Genomic DNA, 21,434 nt, shown 5'->3' with positions numbered 1-21,434 from the left:
CACTAAAAAACGATCAGGGGCTATAAATCCCTGATCGTTTCTTTCTATTGACTCGAACTTCCACCTCTTGAACATATCAAGATGTTTCCTCCCTTACCGATACCCTTTTGCCTCTATTGAATGAAAAGAAGGTCATCATGCCCCCCAATATGGCACACATCCCATACATGAACGAGTAAGACGAGAGGTCGGCAAGTGGTCCCATCAGCACCCCACCAAGGGAAACTCCTAAGTCGGCCGTTGCAATGAAGAGCCCCAGAAGGACATTCCGTTCCACTTTCGGAAGCACAAAAGATAAATACGTGGTGAGCGTTGGATAAATCAATGCCTGTGCCATTCCGATCCCGACAGCCCCCACATAGAACGGGACGCTGCCGAACATCTGTGAGAAGCTGATGCATAGGGCTGCCAGTGCTAGAAGAAGCATGGTCCCCATGACAAAGGGGGCATGCCATTTACCGTCAGATGGAATATGTTTTCTCAAGGTGAACCGTGCAAACACAACGGTTGCAGCTTGCAGCATGAGAAATACTCCGGCACTTCCACTCTCCATCTGTAATGCGTATAGAGGGATGAAGGTGGTGATTGCCCCGAAAATGATTGAAGAACCAAGCATGAGTACGCTGCATTTAAATAAGAAAGGATTTTCCACCAATTTGGAAAAGGATGCAAACATCTTTCCCCCTTTTCCATCTATTACCGGTATCGGTTCATCTTCTTTCGTTTCCAACTTGGCGCTGTACCCAAATAAGCCCGTCACAACGGCAAGCCCAATCATAACGTAACCGAATGAATCCATTCCTTCCTGCCAGATTCCGATGGCTAGTAGCGGACCAAGGATTCCCGGGATATAGGAAAATAAAGAATAAAGCGAAATCCCTTGCGACCGGTCTTTCTCAGGCAGTGCATCAATGATCCCGATCTGCATGGCCATGGAAAAGAAGGCCGTCGCCACCCCCTGCAGCATCCGTGCCACTAAATAGCCTCCCAGGCCTGAAATAGCGTATAGGGCAAGGGCTAGCCCGTTCAGGATCAGGATGATGCGCAGGATCCGGGTCGGTCCGTACTTTTGAATGATCTGACCAGCCCAGGGACGGAAGAACATCGTCGTAAATAGATATGCCCCCATCACCAGGCCGATCGTCGTGTTGCTTGCTCCCCACTCTTTTCCTTGAAGGGGGATGAGCACATTCAGGATGGCGTTGGAACTGAAATAACAAAGGACTACCAGATATAGTCGTAAGAATGGCCACGATAATGCTCCATACACTGTCTATCGCCTCCTGACATCTTGATGATTTTCGGGACTAAAACGTGACCAATGCCCGCAACAGGTGTTTCGCATAATCGGATTGAACGTCCTTTAAGCTCTCAGTTTCCACCACCTCTTCCACCTGTCCGTAGCGAAAGATGAGGATGCGGTCGCAGATATAGGCGGCTGCCTGAATATCATGGGTGATGAACACATAAGTCATGCTATGTGTTTCTTTCAGTTTCCGGAGGAGATCCAATACCTGTAATTGAACCGACACATCAAGGGAACTGATAGCTTCATCAAAGAGGATGCAAGAAGGCTCAGTGGAGATTGCTCTCGCGATGCACACCCTTTGAATCTCTCCACCGGACAATTCATGGGGATATTTATGCTTGTATGTATGAGGCAACCCAACTTCACTCAACAATCCGTCGACCTTTTTGGTCTGTTGATCCTCTGATATCCTCTGCAGCTCAAGAGGCTCAAGGATGGCCTGCTCCACTGTAAAAAATGGATTGATGGAGGATTTGTAATCCTGGAACACCGCGCTGATCTTCCCGATTCGTCGGCTCGTGTCTGCTATATCAACACCATCAAGGGTAACGTTTCCCCGGTCCGGCTTTTCAATCCCGATCAGGAGCCGCCCCAGTGTTGATTTGCCGCTGCCGCTTTCCCCGATGATGCCCAGGCATTCTCCTCGCTTCACTTCAAAGCTGACATCGGTCAGCACTTGCTTCCTCTCTTTCGAAAAGAGGCCTCCACGTTGATATGATTTGTTTACATGATAAGCGTTCAGCATATTAATGACTCCCCATCAGACTGTTAAAATGGTGACTCAACGATTTCCTGGTGGATACCAGGTATTTCGTATACTCCTTTTCCGGCTCTCTGAACACCGATTGAGCCTTCCCCCGTTCAATGATCCTGCCGGTCTTCATCACCAATAGATCATCTGCTATGTGACGGACCACTCCCAGATCATGGGAGACGAAGATCATGGAGCACCCCATTCTTTCCCGTAACTCGATCAACTGATTCACCACTTCATACTGGGTGATGGTATCAAGTGCTGTCGTCGGCTCATCGGCTATGATGAGATCTGGTTCCAAGATAAGGGCAAGAGCAATCATGATCCTTTGGAGCATACCTCCCGATAATTGATGAGGATATTTGTTCAGCACTTCGTCAGGATTCTTGATCATGACGCTTTCAATGGCGAGTTTCAGTTTTCGTTCCGTCTCCCTTTTAGACCAGTTGAAATGTTCCGTTGTCGCCTGACGTAGATGAACGCCTATGACACGGGATGGATCAAATGCGGTCATCCCATTCTGCATAATCATGTACATCTGTTTGCCCCGTTTCTTCCTCATTCCTTTTTTCGAAAGGGTAAGGAGATCTTCCCCTTTAAAAAGGACGGTCCCGGTTTCTTTCAGCCATGGTTGGTTCAACCTCATCAGCGACCGGCATGTCAGGGATTTACCACTTCCGCTTTCCCCGACGATGGCGAGTGTCCTCCCCTTCTTCACGTGGAAGGAGCTATCCTTCACAAGCCATTGGTCCGTATTTTCATCGACGATGGACAGTTCGTTTACCTCGAGAATATTCATTTTGATTCAGCCACCTCTTTTCTTGATACCTGGTTGATAAATGACAGGTTGCTCCTCCTCTGAACCTTTGTGCCCCGGCTCCTTGGATCCAATGCAATCTGCAGGGAATCCGAGAGAAAATTGAAGGCCATTACAATGACGATGATAGCTAACCCGGGTGCAAGCAGTAGCTCCGGCCGGGTGAACATCACGGAGCGGGCTTCGTTCAGCATCATCCCCCACTCCGGAGTAGGGGCCTGGACCCCCAATCCGAGAAATGAGAAACCTGAAATCTGCATAATCATCGAGGAAAGCGAACTGCTGGAAATGACCGCGATATCGGCAAGCGTCACGGGTACGATATGCTTCAGCATGATCCTGCCGTGTCCCACCCCGATGGCCCTTGCATACCTCACATAATCAGATTCCGCAAATTGTTTGACTGAAGTCCGGATGACCCGGGCAAACCAGGCCCACTTTGTGACAATAAAGGCAATCAAAATATTTTCAAGCCCGACCCCAAGTACACCGATAATGGCAAGAGCCATGACATATCCCGGAAACGACAGCATGATATCACAGACTCTCATCAGAACCGCATCTACCCTTCCCCCGAAATATCCCGACAGGAAACCGACGATCGTCCCGATCACCACGGAAATGGCCAGTGCCAGCAACACCCACAAGACACTCGGCCGGATGCCATAAAGGATCCTCGATAAGATACAGCGTCCCAAATGGTCATTCCCTAACAGATAATCCCATGAAGGGGGTGCATAACGTAAGCCCATATCGACTTCCGCAGGGTCATGTGGAGCAATGAATGGCGCAAACAGACCACTCAGTAGGGTTAAGAAAATGACGATCAACGATACCATCGCCAGCTTATCATGACGTAAATTCGTTAATTGTCTCATTTAATGATCATTCCTTACTCTAGGATTCATAGCGGCATTCAAGATGTCAGAAATGGCATTGAACATCACGAATGCCACCGCCACAATCAGTACATAGGCCTGAACGACCGGAAAGTCCCTGCTGACAATGGATCTGATACTCAAACTTCCTACTCCCGGCCAGGCAAACACACTTTCCACGACGACCGTGCTCCCTAATATAATCGGTACAGCCATACAGAAGACCGAAATGGCGACCTGTAGGGAGTTACGTATGATACAGACGGTGACGCGCCATTCCTTCATGCCGCATGCCCTGGCATAAAGTACATAATCCTCACTTAATTGACGGAGCATCGAGCTTCGGACGACCCGGAAGTATATCCCCGCATAACTGATGGTAATGACCAGGACAGGGAGGATGTAACTTGTATAGGAGTCCATGCCATTTGTCGGAAATAGATCGAGCTTCACGGAAAAATACCAGATCAATAAAGATGCCAGTAAGTAGGAAGGCATGGCCGTCAAGAAGAACGAGATGCCCCTGACAAACTGATCCACCGCTTTGTCCTGCTGCAATGCACAGATCACTCCAAGGAGAACCGACAGGATCATGACCGCAACAGATGAAATGAGCGTCAACTTCACTGTATTGATTAAAGCCGGTCCAAGGAGCGACCATACCGGCTGCCCCGTAACAAAGGACGTTCCAAAATCCAATCGGAGACAGTCTAACAGCCAGTCCCCGTACTGAAGGAAGAAGGGCTGGTTAAACCCGAGATCCTCCCTCGTTTCTTCCATCAGTTCATCCGTAATGACCGGTACCCCCTGGGACTTGAGGACGACCTCGGCCGGATCCATCGGGGACAGACTCATCAACACGAAGGTTAAAAAGGAGATCATCAATAGGACCGGAATCGAAATCAACAACCTTCTAATGATGTAGCGTATCAAATCAATCCTCCTCTCGGATATTCCAATATAGGGAAACCACTTCCCTTTTCATTATTGGAATCTCATCTGTTCGAATGGCAGTTCAAACTGTGTTTGTTTGAATGATAGGCCCTTTAATCCTTCAGGAGCCACCACCGTCATCCGGCCATTCGATATCGGGATAAATACGGCTTCATCGTGGACGATCGTCAAAATATCCTTATAGAGGGATTTCCTCTTCCCCTCGTCCGTTGTCACCATCACTTCTTCGATTTTTCTATAAAGTTCATCCGCCTGCCTAATGCCTTTGGTTGTATGAAGGTAAGAAGCATCGGAAGTGAAGGCCGCGATCGTACTGACCGGATCATACGCGAGACCCCATGTTTGATTAAATAATAATTCATATTCACCAGTTGATCGTCTACTTGCAATGGATGAGGATTCCTCACCGACGATTTCAAGACTCGCACCGATTTGTTTCAATGAGCTTTGGATGAATTCAGCCTCTGTTTTTTGAGAAGGTGAATTGACGTCATAATATAGCTTCATGGCCAAAGGACGGCCATCCTTTTCACGGACCCCATCACCACTGGACTTCCAGCCATTTTCTTCTAACAATTTTTTAGCTTTATTGACATCGAAGTCCCTCTTCTGCAGATCAATATCTGCATAAAGGACATTGGATGAAAATAAGGTATGGGCTTCTGTTTCCGTCCCGTCCAAAATATCTTCTGAGATCGTCTTCCTGTCAATGGAGTACCAGATCGCTTCCCGAACCGCCGTCTCCGTAACGGGACTATCCGTTTTGCTGCTATTGGCGACGATCATCTTCGTATTCATCGCCTCACTTCTTTCCACTTGATGATCTCCTGTATCGACCAGTTGGTTCATCGCTTCCACATTCAGGCTGTCTGCACCGCGATCATCTGTGAAGGCAAAGTTGACCTCCCCTTTTTGTAAAGCCAGGAATGTCGTCTCCCCTGCAGGAAGCACCTTCGCCGTAATTTCCTTGATGGAAGGCGCCCCTCCCCAATAGTCTTCGTTTGCTTTAAACCGGGCGAACTCGTCTACCTTATGTTCCCCGAGGATATAGGGTCCGGTGCCATGATAACCATTCACTCCATCCTTCGTTTCTCCATTCTTGAAGTCATTGGGTGACAGGAACACATAAGGCCTTGTCATCGAAAGCTCTGTAAGGGCAGGATAATAGGGTTCAGACAGGGCAAGTTCCACCGTATGCTCGTCAATGACCCGAACCTCCTCGATTTTAGTGGAAAGCTTGATCCACGCGTGCTTCTCCGCATTCCGCTGTACCGCTTCAATGTTCTTCTTCACTGCCTCGGCATTGAACGGATCCCCATCATGGAAGGTAACACCTTGCCTAAGGTGGAATGTATACACCTTGCCGTCATCTGAAATCTCCCAGGACTCAGCAAGCAGGGGCTTGATGCCATCCTCTGTATTTTCACCCAATGATTCATACACTTTTCCCTGAGCCGCCATAGACCCCGTGTATAAATGAGGGTTCATATCATTGATATCCTTGGCTGTCGCATAAACCAGTTCATCCTTATCTGCGTCCTGTTCACCTTCTGTTTTCGCTCCGCAGGCAGTGAGGATCATCATCAAAAGAATCATTACGCTTAATGTCCATCTCTTCTTCATCCCATTTTTCTCTCCTTTTGTACTCTCTCTACAAAACAAAATCATTACGATTTAAATTTTGTAACCAACTCTTTTCCCATCTCACTAGTAATCCTCGTTAGATCCTCTTCGAAGCTTCGAATGGAAAAGGCTTCGGAAAGTTTTTGATCATGATGGACTTCCGCGACTTCTGTCAGCTTGTCCTCATAGATCCTGATCAGCTTGTCCATGGTAGGGCTCGGTACTTCCAGGAATCGTGCAATTCCCTGGATGATCTTGATCCGGTAATAATCTTCCTTAGGCATTCTCGGGATATCCAGCTCTCCCTCTAAGTTCCTGTACATCTTCCTGATCGGAACGGCCGAGAAATCGAAATACCTTCCTGCCTCGTCAGGAGTCGAAAATGGATCGATCAACAGTGAGGTATAGCGTATGTAAAGTAAATACTCCTGGTGGATTCTATCAAGCTGTTCAAACCTTTCGATGTCACTCCTTGATAAGCTTTCCAATCTTACTGGATAGTTATCGTCCGTCATGAATCGGAGTAGGTTGAGTGGCTTGATATTCACTCTTTTCAGGATCTCCATCATTTCCTGCCATAGGGCGAGCATATCCCTAATCAGATGCTGGGTAATCGGTCCTTCGGGATACAGCTTATACACATATTTCATGGAAGGTTCCGCGTCAAATATCTCCTGCAGTGTCACATCATTCATAAAGAGCGGAGGATGGACATAGAGGGAAATATTGCGTGTTTCTGCTTCTAATGGGGATTCAGTCTGCACTAACTCTACCCCGAGCTCCTGCCCTAACGAAATCAGGCTTTGAACCGTCTTCGATTGACGATGGGTCGATCCGATATAGAGCTTCTTCTTCACCGCCGTCGTAACGATATGGTGAGAAGGATCCCTCTCAATCCACCTCGTATCTCCTAAATAAGTAGAGAAGCTGATGATTTCCGCCTCGGGTTGAACATCAGCCAGGTCATGCTTCACAAGACTATTGGATCCGAAAGTCGGTGAAACCAATACGATCGACCGGACGCCTTTGAATACTTCCCTCGGAATAGTGTGGAGCACGTCCAGATACGCGTCTGTAGTGACGGACAATACGACGACATCCCACTCTCCCCTTATCGTGCCGAGACCGCGGTACACATGATCAATCAGGCATTCACCTTGTAATCTCTCATTCTGGTGATTTTGAACGGACACCCGAATCTGATTTCCATTCATCTTTAACGATTGAAAAAATGATTCCGACCGGACGGAATTCCTCCCTGCGAGCCCCACCTCGCATCCCAGGTGGTTCTTTACGATCATACAAATTTGCAACGAAGCGGGTCCAGTGCCTATGACCAGCACCCGTTTACCCATTTTCATCAATTACCCTCCTGACTTTTAGCGGGACGAATTTTTTCATAGATTAAGATATCAAATATTTGCTGGGGACGCAGACTATTTTCTGCTATTCTCCACTTCTTCTTATCTACTTCACGGGAAGGGAAATTGAAGAGGGATTTCAGACCATCCCCGTACCTCATCGACACAACTACCTCTTCGTTGGTCAGCTCATATAGCTGATCCAGGATGTCATATTTCGCTTCAACCGTCGAACTGAAGATGATATGCGACACTTCCTTGAGATCTCTGAGCTGTTCTACTAACGAAAATTCCAGTGTGATGTTCAAACCCTTGCCTAACTGATCAACAACCTGCCGTCCCATGGTGACCGCCTCTTCGTCAATGTCGATCCCGATTACCTTCGAGCCTGTGCGCCCCGCAATAAGGAGCGGTGTCATCGGAAAAGAACCTGAGCCGACAAGGAGTACAGTCGATTCCCGTGTCACCTGAAACTGCCCGAACTCCTCTTCAATGCAGGACTCGATGTTTTGAAAGTAATCTGCTATCACTCCATCTCCCCTCAATAGCTTCCGGGCACGAAACTTCTCCATCTTGGCCACGGATAAGGCGGATAGATTTCTTAACTGATCTACCAGGTGTGGATCCGCTAACTGATCCCACCTCTTTATGTACTCTTCATTAAGAATGAATCGTGAATACTCGTTGATTAATTCCTCTAACGCCACAGCCTCCCCTTCCATAAGGCTATTTCTTTGAATGGCTTCATCAAACCGTTCCAAATAGATGCGCAGATCTTCTTCAAAGGTCTTGCTCGCCTTCATCATATAACCTCCTCAATCATGTGTATAAATGCTTTTCCTTCTGCCACAATTCCGACGGTCCCCTCAATCCTGACCGCTGTGATGGACCCTTCATCCCAATCTGCGGTTACATGCATTTCCCCTCCTGGCTGTTTGACCTGCAACGAGATGCAGCGTTTCTGCTTCCATGCAAGATAAGCACCCAATGATCCGGTCCCTGATCCGCACCCCCGTTCCCACATCATGCTGTTTACATCCGGTACATGGATGAGGGGGGCAAGTTCGTTGGTTTGGGAATCATAGAGCAAAACACCGACCAGATTCCCTTCATAGGACGACTTGATCATTCGCGCAAGTGTTTCCGCCGACCGGCGCAATGAAGGGTCCACTTGTCCCGCTTCCCATACAGCGTGAACCGCCTCCTGATAATGGATCATCGTGACGGGAAGTTCTTTTCCATCCACCACCCACATTTGTTTCTTGATCCTAGCGGGAATAGGCATTGTCATGCTGCAACGGTACAAGCCCATTTCATTCTTCACACCACACCGGACTAACTCGTCGGTGCCCGAGACCTCCATCAGGATGGTGGTCGAACAACCGAGGGGCAGCGCATTTCCCGAAGCAATGAAGGCAGCCAACGACATGCAGGCATTCCCACAGAATTCTCCCCCGGCCATCTGCAGTCTGGAATCCGCACCCGTATTCTTTGACTCTTCAATGAAGCCCACCTGTTCAGCATATAAACTGTCATATGCCATAAGCCTTGACGCAATCTGATGATATTCTTCCTTGAGGTGTTTGGTCTTTACAAGTACTGTCATATTCTCCGTCGGGTTGAATTTGATAAACTCGATCTCCTGCATCATTTCGACCCCTCTGCTTCTTTTGGTAATGAGATACTGAAAGGATAAATCACTAATACGTAACCATTACGATTTATTATGTAAAAAAATATAAGAAACATCATTAAAGCGTAATAGTTACGATTTACCTTTATTATGCTATGACTTTTTTTAGTTTCTGTCAATCGGATTTTATCCAATAAGCATAATTAGGAAAAAGGGGCTACCCTCATATCTTGTTTTCTATCAGGGGGTCTTCTAGCTAGCATCAAAAAGAAACCTTCCCCTCTACATAGTGAGGGGAAGGCAGATTCCGTCTACATTTTCACTATTATTGCAGTCAGACAGACCCCTCACCTATAGGCTTTGTCGTTTTCAATTCCAAGCGGGTAGTCCCTCAGTAAATTAAGCATCTCTCTTAACTACTCAATGACTAGAATTAAATCAATTATCAATTTTTGAAACAGGAGAAATCGGTTTGAAAAATGAATCCACCACATCGTTCGTAACGTCTGAAACATGTTTGTACTCATAATTCGGTGACTGGTCCCGATCAATGAGGACAGACCGAACGCCTTCATAAAAGTCTCCGTGTTTTAAGAAGTTCTTGGCTAGAAGAAGATCGGTTGCAAAGCAATCTTTCATTGTCTTTTGTTTGCCGTCAATCATTTGTTTTAACGTGATCTTCAATGAAAAAGGGGACTTTGAAAGGAGCAATTTCTTCACATTCAAGTTAAAATCGCTTTTCTTACTGTCGAGGGATTGAAGGATTTCTTCAACTGTCTCAAACGCGAAATGCCGATCGATTTCACTTTGAATAGAGGCAATCTTTCTTTCATTAGAAGAATATGTTTTGTATTCATCAATCAGTTGATCAAGAATTTCCTCCATCTTCAAATGTCGCCATTCCGTATTTTCCACTTTTTCAATAAAACGTTCTAATGCCTCACTTTCCATATAAATGTCTGCACCGTTTACATATAGAACATCCTGAGCCTGTATGACTGAGGCCGTTAAAGCGAGATAACGACCTGCGTGCCCGGGAGCTTTATTTAAGAAGTAAGCTGCGCCAACATCCGGAAAGAAACCGATATTCATCTCGGGCATCGACCATTTTGTCCGCTCCGTTACGATGCGATGACTAGCCCCATATGTTAGTCCAACGCCCCCACCCATTACGATTCCGTCTAAACAGGCAATGACTGGCTTCGGAAATTGATACACGGCCATATCGACCTCATATTCTTCAGCAAAAAAATTCTCTGCTTTTCGCCGTGCGGATTCAGACAAACGCGCTTCATAGAGTGATTTAATATCACCGCCTGCACATAGCGCTTTTGAACCCGCACCTTTCATGACGACGATTGATACACTATTGTCTGTCTTCCATTCTCTTAATTTTTCACCGATAGCGATGACCATCTCATGAGATAGAGAATTGAGTGCTTTCGGGCGATTAAGTAAAATCGTAGCAACACCATTTGGGTTAACGGAAAACAATACTTCATCGGACATTCTATCTCCTCCTTTTATGAATGAGTGAAGTCTGGTTTGCGTTTTTCGATGAATGCGTGAATCCCTTCTTTCGCATCCTCTGTCAGGAACAACTCAGCAAATCTTCTACGTTCCTTTTCTAATCCTTGTTCCATACTTACGTTACTGCCCTGTACAATACACTCCACTGCCCGCATCACACTGGTCATGCTTTTCCCTTCCACAAACGAAGTTGCAATTACTCTTGCCGTCTGTAACAATTCACTTTCTTTTACAGCTAACTGAGCTATCCCAAGATCTACGGCTTCTCTTGCAGAGAGGGTCCTCCCTGTAAGGATGATATCCAGTGCGGTTGCTGTATCTGTTATCTTGCGAAGCCGTTGTGTGCCGCCGAAAGTCGGAATCAGCCCAAGCTTTAATTCAGGAAGACCAACCGTAGCATGATCTGACATGATTCTGAAATGACAGCTCATCGCCAACTCCAGGCCACCCCCGAGAGATGGCCCATTTATCGCGGCAATGACAGGTTTCTGAAGACCTTCGATTTCATCGCAAAGAGCCTGACCATTTTTCGCCAGTTCCAACCCCTGTTCATGATCCCCTAATTTAGATACGAATTCTTTAATGTCTGCTCCCGCAACGAAGAAACGGCCCTCCCCTGTAAGGATGATGGCTTTTGTTTCATCATCCCTGACCAGTTCCTGAAAAAGGGAACGCAATTCGGAGATACAGGAAGAAGATAATGTATTCGCCGGCGGATTGTTCAATGTGACCATTGTGATATCATTTTCTTTTCTAATCGTTGCGTATGTGTAACTCAAGATTTTCCCCTCCAGTTGAAAGATTTCAAGATAAATAGATCCCTCTAAATGCCTATATCCTACAAATAGAGGGATCCTACGGTCAGGTTTAGAACCAGCGTTCTGTTACTACTTTCTTCCGTGTGTAAAATTGGACACCGTCTTTTCCATTTGTTCCAAGGTCTCCATAAAATGATGCTTTGTTTCCGGCGAATGAGAAGAATGCCATTGGAGCTGGCACATTGACATTCACACCGATCATGCCGGCATCAATTTTATCGCGAAACTTCTGGACACTTTTGCCGCTCGACGTATAGATAACAGCACCATTGGCAAAATTGGATTGATTGGTGAGTTTGATTCCTTCATCAAGGTCTTTTACTCGTACGACACTCAATACTGGCGCGAAGAGTTCCTCTTGCCATATTTTCATATCCGGTTTCACATGGTCGAAAATGGTCGCCCCGACATAGTACCCTTCCCCTACTTCAGGATCCCGTCCGTCCACTCGTAATGAAGCCCCTTCTCTTACCCCGGTGTCAATATAATGGAGCACACGGTTTTTGTGGACTTCCCGGATCAAGGGACCTACAAAGTTATCTTCTGACCTGCCGTCTCCTGTTTTCAGCTTGCGTGTTTCAGAAACGAGCATTTCCATAAACTCATCAGCGATCTCATCTACGACTGCAACGACTGAGCACGCCATACAGCGTTCTCCACTGCTGCCGAACGCGGCACCGATAATGCCTTGAACCGACTTCTCAAGCTGGCAATCCGATAGGACTACAGCATGGTTTTTTGCACCGGCAAGTGCCTGGACACGCTTTCCGTTAGCTGTACCCGTTTGGTAAACATGCTTTGCCACAGGTTCGGAACCAACGAAAGAAATGGCTTTGATGTCTTCGTTCTCCAGTAAACCGTTCACCACGTCTTTTGCTCCGTGTACGAGGTTAAGGACACCTTTAGGGAAACCTGATTCATAGAACAGCTCTACAAGTCTACCTGCTAGGATCGGAGTTTTTTCTGATGCCTTCAGAACAAACGTATTTCCACAGGAAATCGCAAGTGGGAACATCCAAAGTGGTACCATCATCGGAAAGTTAAAAGGTGTAATTCCTGCAACGACTCCTAATGGATAACGCCAAATCGAACCATCAATTCCATCCGCAATCCCAGGTAGTGACTCTCCCATCATTAGAGTTGGTGTCGCAGTCGCAAGCTCAACGACTTCTATCCCTCGCTGAACCTCTCCACGAGCATCCTTTAGCGTTTTTCCATTTTCCATCGTGATGATTTCAGCCAATTGTTCTTTCTGTTCTTGAAGAACCCTTAAGTAATTGTATAATAGTCTTGTCCGGTTCGGCACAGGGACTAATGACCAAGTCTCATACGTCTTTTGAGCGGCCTGTACGGCGTGATCGACATCCGTTCTCGTCGATAGAGGTACATAGGCAATGATTTTTCCATTCGCAGGATTGATTACTTCTTCAACATCCGTTCCGGTAGAATCTACCCATTCTCCGTTGATGTTGTTCTGCATTTTTTTAATATTTGTTGTAATCATCTATTCTCACCCCTTCTTATAAAATGGTTGTCGTCTTTTCACTAATTTTTTTGTATAAGATGGACATGTCTTTTTCCCCGTAACCGTTCTTTTCAGCTTCTTCATATAGGTCTAAGAGGATTTTGCTGACCGGCAGTTCCACGTTGTTTTTTTCGGCAAGTCCAAGAGCAAACCCGAGATCCTTCCTCAGCAGCTTTAAAGAAAAACCGGGCTCATACGTATCATCAGCTATGAAACTTTTATAATTGCGCTCGTAGATTCTGCTCTGTCCATAACTGACGTTGAGCATCTCGAACAATTTTTCAAGATCAAGATCACTATTCTTAGCAAGATGGAGGGCTTCACTTACACCCGCTGTATAAAATCCGATCAGTAGATTATTGATGAGCTTCGTATTTGTACCACTGTCGATCTTTTCACTCACATGAAATATATTCTCACCCATCGCGTTGAATACAGGCAGTGCCTTATCGAAGGCAGACCTTACACCACCGACCATGAAAGTGAGTGTTCGATTTACTGCCCCTACTACACCCCCGCTGACTGGTGCCGCCAGAAATTCCACACCCTTTTTCTTAGCCGCCTCTTCTATCCGGCTATTCAGTTCTGGAGCTACCGTACTCGTATCGATGAGCATAACACTTGGACCCGAGATGTTAACGAGTCCTTTTTCCCCCAGGAAAATCTCCTCCACTGCGTTTGTCGATGGAAGGCTTGTCAGGATTACATCACATCGTTCAACCATCTCATCAAGCGATACGCCGACCGTACCTCCCGATTTAAGAAAGGACAACTCAGCTTCTTTATTCAGATCCATTCCATACACTGTAAAGTTAGACAGAAGCAAATTTTGCGACATAGGTAGACCCATGTTGCCCAAACCGATAAATCCGATCTTTTTCACAAGACTTCACTCCGTTCACACGATATATTTTTCATGTTCAGACACGCGTTCTGCGATTTCCCGCTTTTGAATAAACAGATTTCTGTAAAGGGGAACAGGAAGGCTTTTGATTTCATCCAGTATCCCTTTTCTGCGGGCTTCATCTGTTTCTGTTCCCGATATGATCAAGACTGTCATCTCTTCCATTCTTCGATAACCCTCTTCACAGATGATGTTCGTCATGTTCGTTTTCAATAGCTCTTTGTCTATCCCGTTCTTTTGTATGGCTTTTTCTGAGCGAATGAACGCAGATTCCATCACATAGATTTCTTTCATCATGTTGGCGAGCAAGCGGGAATATTCTTGCTCCTGCTGGATGTTAATGTGGAAATGTGTCAGTGCTCTCAAAGATTTGTCGAGAAGCATTTTAGACAAGTGGATGTATTCCTGATTTCGGTTTATATGCTTATGGATTAGGTGTTCCTTCCTTGAATCGGCAGATTGGTATGCTTTTTTGATCAAAAGCTTAGCAATCGTCAGTCGGTTTATTTCATTGGTTCCTTCGAAAATCCGGCTTATCCGAGCATCCCGATAAAGTCTTTCCACCTCATATTCCTGCATGTATCCATACCCACCATGAATCTGTACGGCCTCATCTACAATCCCGTCAAGGACTTCGGAGCAGTTTACTTTATTGATTGCACATTCGGTTGCGTAGTGTGCGAGTTTTCTCAATCGATCATCTAAGGGGGCGGCAGAGTCCAGCACTTGGTCTAAGCTGTCAGCCGTCCTGTATGCGGCACTCTCTGCCCCATAAATCGAAATCGCCATTTCCGCAATCTTTTCTTGTATCATGGAAAAACGGATGATTGGTCTACCAAATTGCGTACGCTGTTTCGCGTAGTCCACTGCAAGCTTCAGTGCCTGCTTCGATGTACCGATGTTCGAGAAGGCGAGCTTCAACCGAGCCATGTTTAAAATGTTTAACGCTACATGATGTCCCTGCCCAACTTTTCCCAGGACATTCTGTGACGGCACATGGACATCTTCCAAGATTAAAGTGGCGGTCGAAGATCCTTTTATCCCCATCTTCTTCTCTTCTGGGCCAACTGAAACCCCATTGAAAGACCTCTCTACAATGAAGGCAGTCATGCCGTCACCGGTTTTGGCAAAGACGACGTAGACATCCGCCACTTGTGCGTTGGTTATCCACTGTTTTTCACCATTTAACAGCCAGGATGTCCCTTCTTCGTTCAACACTGCAGTCGTTTTAGCATTTAGTGCATCCGATCCTGCATCAGGTTCCGTTAAGGCATAGGCTCCAATCCATTCTCCCGATATGAGCTTAGGCAGGTACATATGTTTTTGCTTCTCTGTTCCATAATATACGTAGGGAAGTGTACCTACGCCTGCATGAATATTAAAGGATACGCTGAACGAACCTCCAAATCCCATCTTCTCTGCTACAAGCCCTGAAAGTTTTTTGTTCAGTGACAGGCCACCATACGATTCTGGAACCTCAATACTGAGCAAGCCAAGCTCCCCTGCTCCTTTAAACAATTTTTTAACGTTGGCATAATCATGCTGATCAATCGAATCAAGCAGGGGAATTACATCGTTTTTGACGAATCGTTCTGTTGTTTTCGATATGAGATGACCTTCCTCATTAAAATCTTCCGGAGTAAATACTTCCTCTCCATGATGAGTAAATAAACGTTCACTAGCTTGAAGTTCTGCTTCGCCCATCCGTTTCCTCCTCGCTTTGACTTGTTATGCTTATTTACCAAAAGCGTTTAATCGATTACATCCTACAATAGATGCGAATCACGATTCCCTTTTACCATTTATGCTTTACGATTTATGTTCATCGGTTAGGAGAGTCTTTGCGATTTCTTTATCAAGATTTTCAAAGTCATAATAGGAAATGGTGTCATATAACTCGCTTCTTGTCTGCATGTCCTGGATTCCTTCTCTTTGAGTGCCTTCCTTTTTGATCAGCTGGAAGATCCGTTCATATGCCTTTGCCGCCACCCGCAATGAAGTCACAGGATAAATGACCATCTTAAAACCCATGTCCTGAAACTCTTCAGCAGTATGGTAAGGGGTCTTCCCGAACTCTGTCATGTTAGCAAGAAGCGGAACTCGGATTCGGTTTCGGAACAGTCGAAACTCTTCTTCAGATTCAAGGGCTTCAGGGAAGATTGCGTCGGCACCTGCTTCTACATACATAGCCGCTCTTTCTATCGCACCTTCCAGTCCTTCGCTGCTGCGGGCATCCGTACGCGCTACGACAATTAATGAAGGAGCCACCTCTTTGATCACCCTGATCTTCTGAACCATCTCTTCCGGAGATACGAGTTGTTTCCCATTTAGATGTCCGCACTTTTTAGGCAATTGCTGATCTTCCAATTGAACCGCAGCTACATGGGCCTCCACCATTTCTCTAGCCGTACGTGCTACGTTCAGATATCCTCCGAATCCCGTATCGATATCGACTAATACCGGCAAATTAGTAGCACGAACAAGGTCTTTGGCGCGTTCTGCAACTTCAGTTGACGTCAGCATCCCAAGATCCGGGAGTCCCCTGCTTGCTGTATAAGCGGCTCCCGATAAATAAAGCGCTGAGAAACCGGCCTCCTTTGCAATGAGGGCAGCCATCGCATCATGAGCGCCAGGTATTTGCAAAATGGATTCACTGGACATACTTTTTTGAAATTGGTCCGCAAGCTCTGTTTGTGCTAACGGTTGGTCTACAATCCATGCCATCTTGGCCATCCTCCTTTTCTAAATGAATAAATCTACAAATTCATTCACTTTCATGTTTTCTAATGTGTCCCTGTCATAGCAGGCTTCTTCTATCAATCTCTGTTGTTTGCTAGAATAGTGGGTCTTGATATTGTTCATGAATTTTTCCTTAATCTTTGGAATCGCTTCGTCTCTTCTGAATCGGTGTCCTAATGGAAACTCTAATTCTACATTTTCGGTAACGGATCCATCTGTGAAACGAATTTGTACACTATTTGCGATTGAGCGCTTGCTCGGATCAAGGTAATCTTCACTGTATTGTTTGTTTTCTACCACGGTCATCTTTTCACGCAAGGAATCGATTCTTGGATCCAGGGCTGTTTCATTTTCATAATCTTCCGCTTTGATATCGCCTTTAAGCAATCCGATGGCTGTGATGTACTGCAAACAATGATCGCGATCCGCCGGATTATGAAGAGGACCTGTTTTATCAATGATGCGTATAGCTGATTCATGGGTCATGATCCTGATTTCATCGATTTCGTCAAGTCGGTTAATCACTGATGGGTGGAGCTTTACCGCACACTCAGCTGCTGTCTGTGCATGAAATTCTGCCGGATAAGATACTTTGAACAGTATATTTTCCATTACATACGATTCAAGTGGACGGCCAAGTACCAATTCTTTTTTATTGAAGAGTATATCCTGGAATCCCCATCCAGGTGCTGAAAGTCCGGTTGGATAGCCCATCTCGCCTTTTAAAGCCATCATTGCCAAGTGAACGCCCCTGCTTGTTGCGTCTCCTGCTGCCCAGGATTTTCGCGAGCCTGTATTGGGTGCATGTCGGTATGTTCGCAAGCTTGAATTGTCAATCCATGCATTTGATAACGCATTAATGATTTCCTGACGAGATCCACCCAACATCTTCGTTACAACAGCTGTCGTTGCGATTTTCACAAATAGAACATGATCGAGACCTACACGATTCAAGCTATTTTCCAAGGCCAGTACTCCCTGAATCTCGTGGGCCTTGATCATCATTTCGAGCACATCCCGAACTTGTAAGGGTTCTTTCCCTTCAGAAATCCGTACCTGGCTTACATAATCCGCTACAGCAAGAATGCCTCCAAGGTTGTCAGATGGATGTCCCCACTCAGCAGCGAGCCACGTATCATTGTAATCCAGCCAGCGGATCATGCACCCTATGTTGAATGCCCCTTTCACAGGATCAAGGACGAACGATGTACCTGGCACTCGAGTCCCATTCGGTACAATTGTCCCGGGTACGACAGGTCCCAGAAGCTTTGTACATTCCGGGTATTTCAAAGCGAGAATTCCGCATCCAAGCGTATCAAACAATACATAGCGTGCCGTTTCATATGCTTCCGTACTTGTGATGTCTCTATCTAATACGTAATCGGCTATTTCTTCCAATAACACATCGGTTTTCGTCGTTTCGTTCGTTTTCAGCATGAGATACCTTCCTTTTCTGTTAAAAGTTATTTATGATATAAATGGGTATTCGCCAAAATATCCATTTGCATCAGGCGGGCGACGTTACAACTCCCCAGTTGTTTAATTAAATACACGTCGCTCGCCTGTATAATGTACTCGCGGACGGAAGAGTCGATTATTGGCGTGCTGCTCAATCACATGCGCACAAAGTCCGACTGTTCTGGCACTAAAGAAGATTGGAGTATATAGTGGAATCGGTATCCCCAACATCCAATAGACCGGAGCTGCATAATAATCAAGATTCGGATAGATTCCTTTCTCTCTCTCCATTACTCTCTCACCGGCTTCACACATTTCATATAAAAGGTGGTCGCCTTTTACATCACATAGTTCTTTTAACGCTTCCTTCATCATTAATGCCCTAGGGTCCATCTTCTTCATATACACGCGATGCCCAAACCCCATGATCTTTTCTTTTTTCATCATTTTCATTTCGAGCAACTCTTCAAATGCTTCCACACTGCCTGCTTCATTAAGCATGTACATAACCGCTTCATTCGCTCCTCCGTGCAGGTTCCCTTTTAAGGAAGCCACCGCACCGGTTAAGGCACCGTATAAATCAGAATGAGTAGACGCGATCACCCTTGCCGTGAAAGTGGAATTCGGCATCTCATGCTCACTATAAAGGACTAAAGAGCGGTCAAATATCTTTTCTTCCAGTAGAGAAGGGACTCGCCCAGTGATCATGTAAAAGAAATTTGCACTGTATGATAGATCTTCGTTTGGACGGATCGGCTCCATTTGTTGAATGATCCGATAGCTATTCGCCACAACGTTGGGCACCATTCCAAGAAGTTGATAAGCCCGCCCTTTATTCACGGGTAATGAACGATCATCGAGTTTGTTGTCATATCCTGCAAGAGCTGAAATTCCTGTTCTAAGCCCATCCATGGGATGTGTATTTCCAGGAAGCTGTTTGAATATTTCAATCAGATCCCCAGGTATTTCATATTCACCTTTCAACACCTTTTCCAGCGCTTCTTTCTCTGCAGAATCAGGTAAACTCTCTTCCAGCAGTAAATGGACAATATCCATGTACTCTTTAGATTGTGATAGTTTAATAAGGTCATAGCCCTGGATGACAATTTCACTTTGTACCGTATCTAAAAACGAGATCTTTGTTTCTGCTGCAACAACACCATCAAGTCCGGGGAAAAATTTTTCTTTAGCTTCCAATCATCTCTTCCTCCTATCTCCAAATAACTCATCATTTATTTTGTTGTAAGCCCTTTCAAGATTGCTCAGACAAACTTCTTTATCTTCTCTTTTTTCTATCCGCATTATGATTTCTTCTGTCAATCGCTGATAATTAGAAGGAAGCATAAGTGGCTTTTCTCCACTGAAGTTGTTCATAATGCACGTTTTGAAGTAATCAGTAAAATACTCAACTGTTCCATACAAAGAAGTTCACCTCGAATCCGTCTTGTTTAAAAATGGACAATAAAAAAACAACTTCTAAAAAGAAGTTGTTAAGATCGAACTGATGCTTAAATAAACATTTTCTGTTCCCCCAAAAAGCCAAAACAAAAAATGTTGATCACTCGTTCGCACTTAACACCCCCTATCCTCGTAGGTATTGATGTGTGCTGAAACAGGCAGGTCTCCTGACTTATGATCATCACTCTCCGAACCTTCCCATCTTCAAATTTCTAAAGACAGTGGCTTTTTCGAATCGCTCCCAATTACAGTTGCGGGACAGCGTCGGACTCTAACCGAACTTCCCTATTAAGTAGAGGATCGTCATATCCCTCTACACCTGCTTCTACACGTATTCAGTTTTCCAATCAAACATATCAAATATTTCTAAAAATTACAAACAATTTTATTGTTTGATATATTTTCCTTTTTAATTCTGAAGCTTTTTTGTATGGGACAAGCAAATCAGCTAAATACTTCCAAGCCACGGGGAAATATTTTTTAAAGTTCATTAATTTTGATACGAAACCTGAGTAAATGGCGGTTTCAACACCGAGGATTAGTAGCTGAATAAGGAAAAGCAAACTTAACAAAATCTTAAATGAAACTGGTTCCAACTTCCTTCCCTTCAATTAATTTATTATTTTCGATTAAAATGTTTGAATATTGAGATAATGGTTAGTATAATATAAAAAAGGTCAAGGAGTTGATTTTTCATGAAGAAGTATTTGCTAAATTCACCACAGTCCGAGGTACCCGGCATAGACTCTCTTTTTGCAGAAATGATTTTGGACAAGGCCCTGCTAACTTTCCGGAAAGAGCAACTCGAACAGAAAATCGACCAATCATTACGTGATCGAAACAAAGAAGAATTCCTGCGGTTCACGGAGGAGTTAAATCAGATCCGTAAAGATCACGAGGAAAAGGATGTAACGGTATAATCGATTGATTGGATATAAATAAGCCACTGGTTTTTATGGATAATGAAAAGGAGAGAATTCTCTTGCTGACTTTGGCAGGAGTTTCTCTCCTTTTTCATTTTCACCTGAAAGAGATGAATGATCCTCTCCTGATGATATGAGATGAGTAATTCATTGAAGACCTGCACATGATAATGGTGAATAATTTAATGGAGGATGAACGGCTATGAACTTTAAAAGCGAATTACAAGAAGCCCAAGATATTATCCATAAAGCACATCTTCATTTAAAGCAAGTTAATTCAAACGGTTCTGAAGCAGATGCGTGTCATTTTGCTCAAAGCGAACTTGAAAAAGCACAACAGAAAATCCAACAGGTGCAACAAAAGATCAATGAATAGCTGATTCAACCCAAAAATGGCTTGAGGTTTGAACCAAGCCATTTTTGGGTTACTTTTTAATTCAAAAAGCGCAGGGAGTGTTCAAGATTTTCTAATCGGAACCTGCTATTCGCCAGGTGGAAACAACTATGTATAAAAAAACAAGCGATTTAAAAGAAAATTGTAATCTTTACGCGGTAATCGTGCCGGTTTAGGCTACTTTCAAGCATGATTTCGGATAATCATGCCAGTTTCAGATTTATCGTGCCGGAATGACAATAATCATGCCACTTTCCATCGTAATCATGCCAGCGTGTCGAATTTTCCTTGGCTGTTTCAAAAAATGCTTTGAACAAGAAGAAAGCTGAAGCTCCTAATGAAACCCTACAAAGGAT

20 protein-coding genes and 1 riboswitch are annotated in these 21,434 nt (G+C 45.0%); of the genes, 2 read left to right on the top strand and 18 right to left on the bottom strand.

Features of this window, described 5'->3' with window-relative positions; translation table 11 throughout:
- Positions 1-76: 76 nt before the first annotated feature.
- From cntE to ACYH0O_RS05670, 18 genes are all read right to left on the bottom strand, one after another.
- The gene (cntE, locus tag ACYH0O_RS05755; RefSeq protein ID WP_482631555.1) at positions 77-1,270 is read right to left on the bottom strand and encodes a staphylopine family metallophore export MFS transporter CntE; all 1,194 of its coding nucleotides are present in this window, start codon (positions 1,268-1,270) and stop codon (positions 77-79) included.
- Positions 1,271-1,307: 37 nt separating this feature from the next.
- Positions 1,308-2,054 (bottom strand): ABC transporter ATP-binding protein, encoded by a 747-nt coding sequence (locus ACYH0O_RS05750; protein WP_482631554.1) that lies wholly within the window; start codon positions 2,052-2,054, stop codon positions 1,308-1,310.
- Between the two features lies 1 nt (position 2,055).
- A complete protein-coding gene (gene cntD / locus ACYH0O_RS05745) occupies positions 2,056-2,862 on the bottom strand; it encodes a staphylopine uptake ABC transporter ATP-binding protein CntD (RefSeq protein ID WP_482631553.1) in 807 nt (268 codons plus the stop codon).
- Entirely contained in the window at positions 2,859-3,758 is a 900-nt protein-coding gene (gene cntC / locus ACYH0O_RS05740) for a staphylopine uptake ABC transporter permease subunit CntC (RefSeq protein ID WP_482631552.1), read from the bottom strand. The genes cntD and cntC overlap by 4 nt, the downstream gene beginning before the upstream one ends.
- Positions 3,759-4,691, bottom strand: a complete 933-nt coding sequence (opp1B, locus tag ACYH0O_RS05735; protein WP_482631551.1) for a nickel/cobalt ABC transporter permease — start codon at positions 4,689-4,691, stop codon at positions 3,759-3,761.
- A 51-nt stretch (positions 4,692-4,742) separates the two neighbouring features.
- Positions 4,743-6,335, bottom strand: coding sequence for a staphylopine-dependent metal ABC transporter substrate-binding lipoprotein (cntA, locus tag ACYH0O_RS05730; protein ID WP_482631550.1), 1,593 nt, complete (start codon positions 6,333-6,335; stop codon positions 4,743-4,745).
- Between the two features lie 44 nt (positions 6,336-6,379).
- On the bottom strand, positions 6,380-7,696 hold the full coding sequence (locus tag ACYH0O_RS05725; RefSeq protein ID WP_482631549.1) for an opine metallophore biosynthesis dehydrogenase: 1,317 nt from the start codon (positions 7,694-7,696) through the stop codon (positions 6,380-6,382).
- A complete protein-coding gene (locus ACYH0O_RS05720; protein WP_482632504.1) occupies positions 7,696-8,499 on the bottom strand; it encodes an SAM-dependent methyltransferase in 804 nt (267 codons plus the stop codon). Before ACYH0O_RS05720 ends, ACYH0O_RS05725 begins: the two co-directional genes overlap by 1 nt.
- Complete coding sequence (locus ACYH0O_RS05715; protein ID WP_482631548.1) at positions 8,499-9,347, bottom strand: histidine racemase CntK family protein; 849 nt, start codon at positions 9,345-9,347, stop codon at positions 8,499-8,501. The genes ACYH0O_RS05720 and ACYH0O_RS05715 overlap by 1 nt, the downstream gene beginning before the upstream one ends.
- Positions 9,348-9,767: 420 nt before the next feature.
- Complete coding sequence (locus tag ACYH0O_RS05710) at positions 9,768-10,838, bottom strand: enoyl-CoA hydratase/isomerase family protein (RefSeq protein WP_482631547.1); 1,071 nt, start codon at positions 10,836-10,838, stop codon at positions 9,768-9,770.
- Positions 10,839-10,852: 14 nt separating this feature from the next.
- The gene (locus tag ACYH0O_RS05705) at positions 10,853-11,638 is read right to left on the bottom strand and encodes an enoyl-CoA hydratase-related protein (RefSeq protein WP_482631546.1); all 786 of its coding nucleotides are present in this window, start codon (positions 11,636-11,638) and stop codon (positions 10,853-10,855) included.
- 88 nt (positions 11,639-11,726) lie between these two features.
- The gene (locus tag ACYH0O_RS05700; RefSeq protein ID WP_482631545.1) at positions 11,727-13,181 is read right to left on the bottom strand and encodes a CoA-acylating methylmalonate-semialdehyde dehydrogenase; all 1,455 of its coding nucleotides are present in this window, start codon (positions 13,179-13,181) and stop codon (positions 11,727-11,729) included.
- Between the two features lie 16 nt (positions 13,182-13,197).
- The gene (locus ACYH0O_RS05695; protein WP_482631544.1) at positions 13,198-14,085 is read right to left on the bottom strand and encodes an NAD(P)-dependent oxidoreductase; all 888 of its coding nucleotides are present in this window, start codon (positions 14,083-14,085) and stop codon (positions 13,198-13,200) included.
- A gap of 15 nt (positions 14,086-14,100) precedes the next feature.
- Positions 14,101-15,810 (bottom strand): acyl-CoA dehydrogenase family protein, encoded by a 1,710-nt coding sequence (locus ACYH0O_RS05690; protein WP_482631543.1) that lies wholly within the window; start codon positions 15,808-15,810, stop codon positions 14,101-14,103.
- A 105-nt stretch (positions 15,811-15,915) separates the two neighbouring features.
- Complete coding sequence (gene prpB / locus ACYH0O_RS05685) at positions 15,916-16,830, bottom strand: methylisocitrate lyase (protein ID WP_482631542.1); 915 nt, start codon at positions 16,828-16,830, stop codon at positions 15,916-15,918.
- Between the two features lie 18 nt (positions 16,831-16,848).
- Positions 16,849-18,282 carry a 2-methylcitrate dehydratase gene (gene prpD, locus ACYH0O_RS05680; RefSeq protein ID WP_482631541.1) on the bottom strand — a complete coding sequence of 478 codons (1,434 nt, stop codon included), beginning with the start codon at positions 18,280-18,282 and terminating at the stop codon, positions 16,849-16,851.
- A 102-nt stretch (positions 18,283-18,384) separates the two neighbouring features.
- On the bottom strand, positions 18,385-19,500 hold the full coding sequence (gene mmgD / locus ACYH0O_RS05675; RefSeq protein WP_482631540.1) for a citrate synthase: 1,116 nt from the start codon (positions 19,498-19,500) through the stop codon (positions 18,385-18,387).
- Entirely contained in the window at positions 19,501-19,725 is a 225-nt protein-coding gene (locus ACYH0O_RS05670; protein WP_482631539.1) for a hypothetical protein, read from the bottom strand. It abuts the gene before it with no gap.
- Between the two features lie 176 nt (positions 19,726-19,901).
- Positions 19,902-20,099, bottom strand: a riboswitch (cobalamin riboswitch).
- A gap of 357 nt (positions 20,100-20,456) precedes the next feature.
- Here ACYH0O_RS05670 and ACYH0O_RS05665 point away from each other — a divergent pair.
- Entirely contained in the window at positions 20,457-20,681 is a 225-nt protein-coding gene (locus ACYH0O_RS05665; protein ID WP_482631538.1) for an IDEAL domain-containing protein, read from the top strand.
- Between the two features lie 205 nt (positions 20,682-20,886).
- Complete coding sequence (locus tag ACYH0O_RS05660; RefSeq protein ID WP_482631537.1) at positions 20,887-21,060, top strand: hypothetical protein; 174 nt, start codon at positions 20,887-20,889, stop codon at positions 21,058-21,060.
- The last annotated feature ends 374 nt before the right edge of the window (positions 21,061-21,434 follow it).

The sequence above is a fragment of the Rossellomorea sp. H136 genome (genome assembly GCF_056838065.1).
This window is presented reverse-complemented; position numbering and strand designations above follow the sequence as displayed.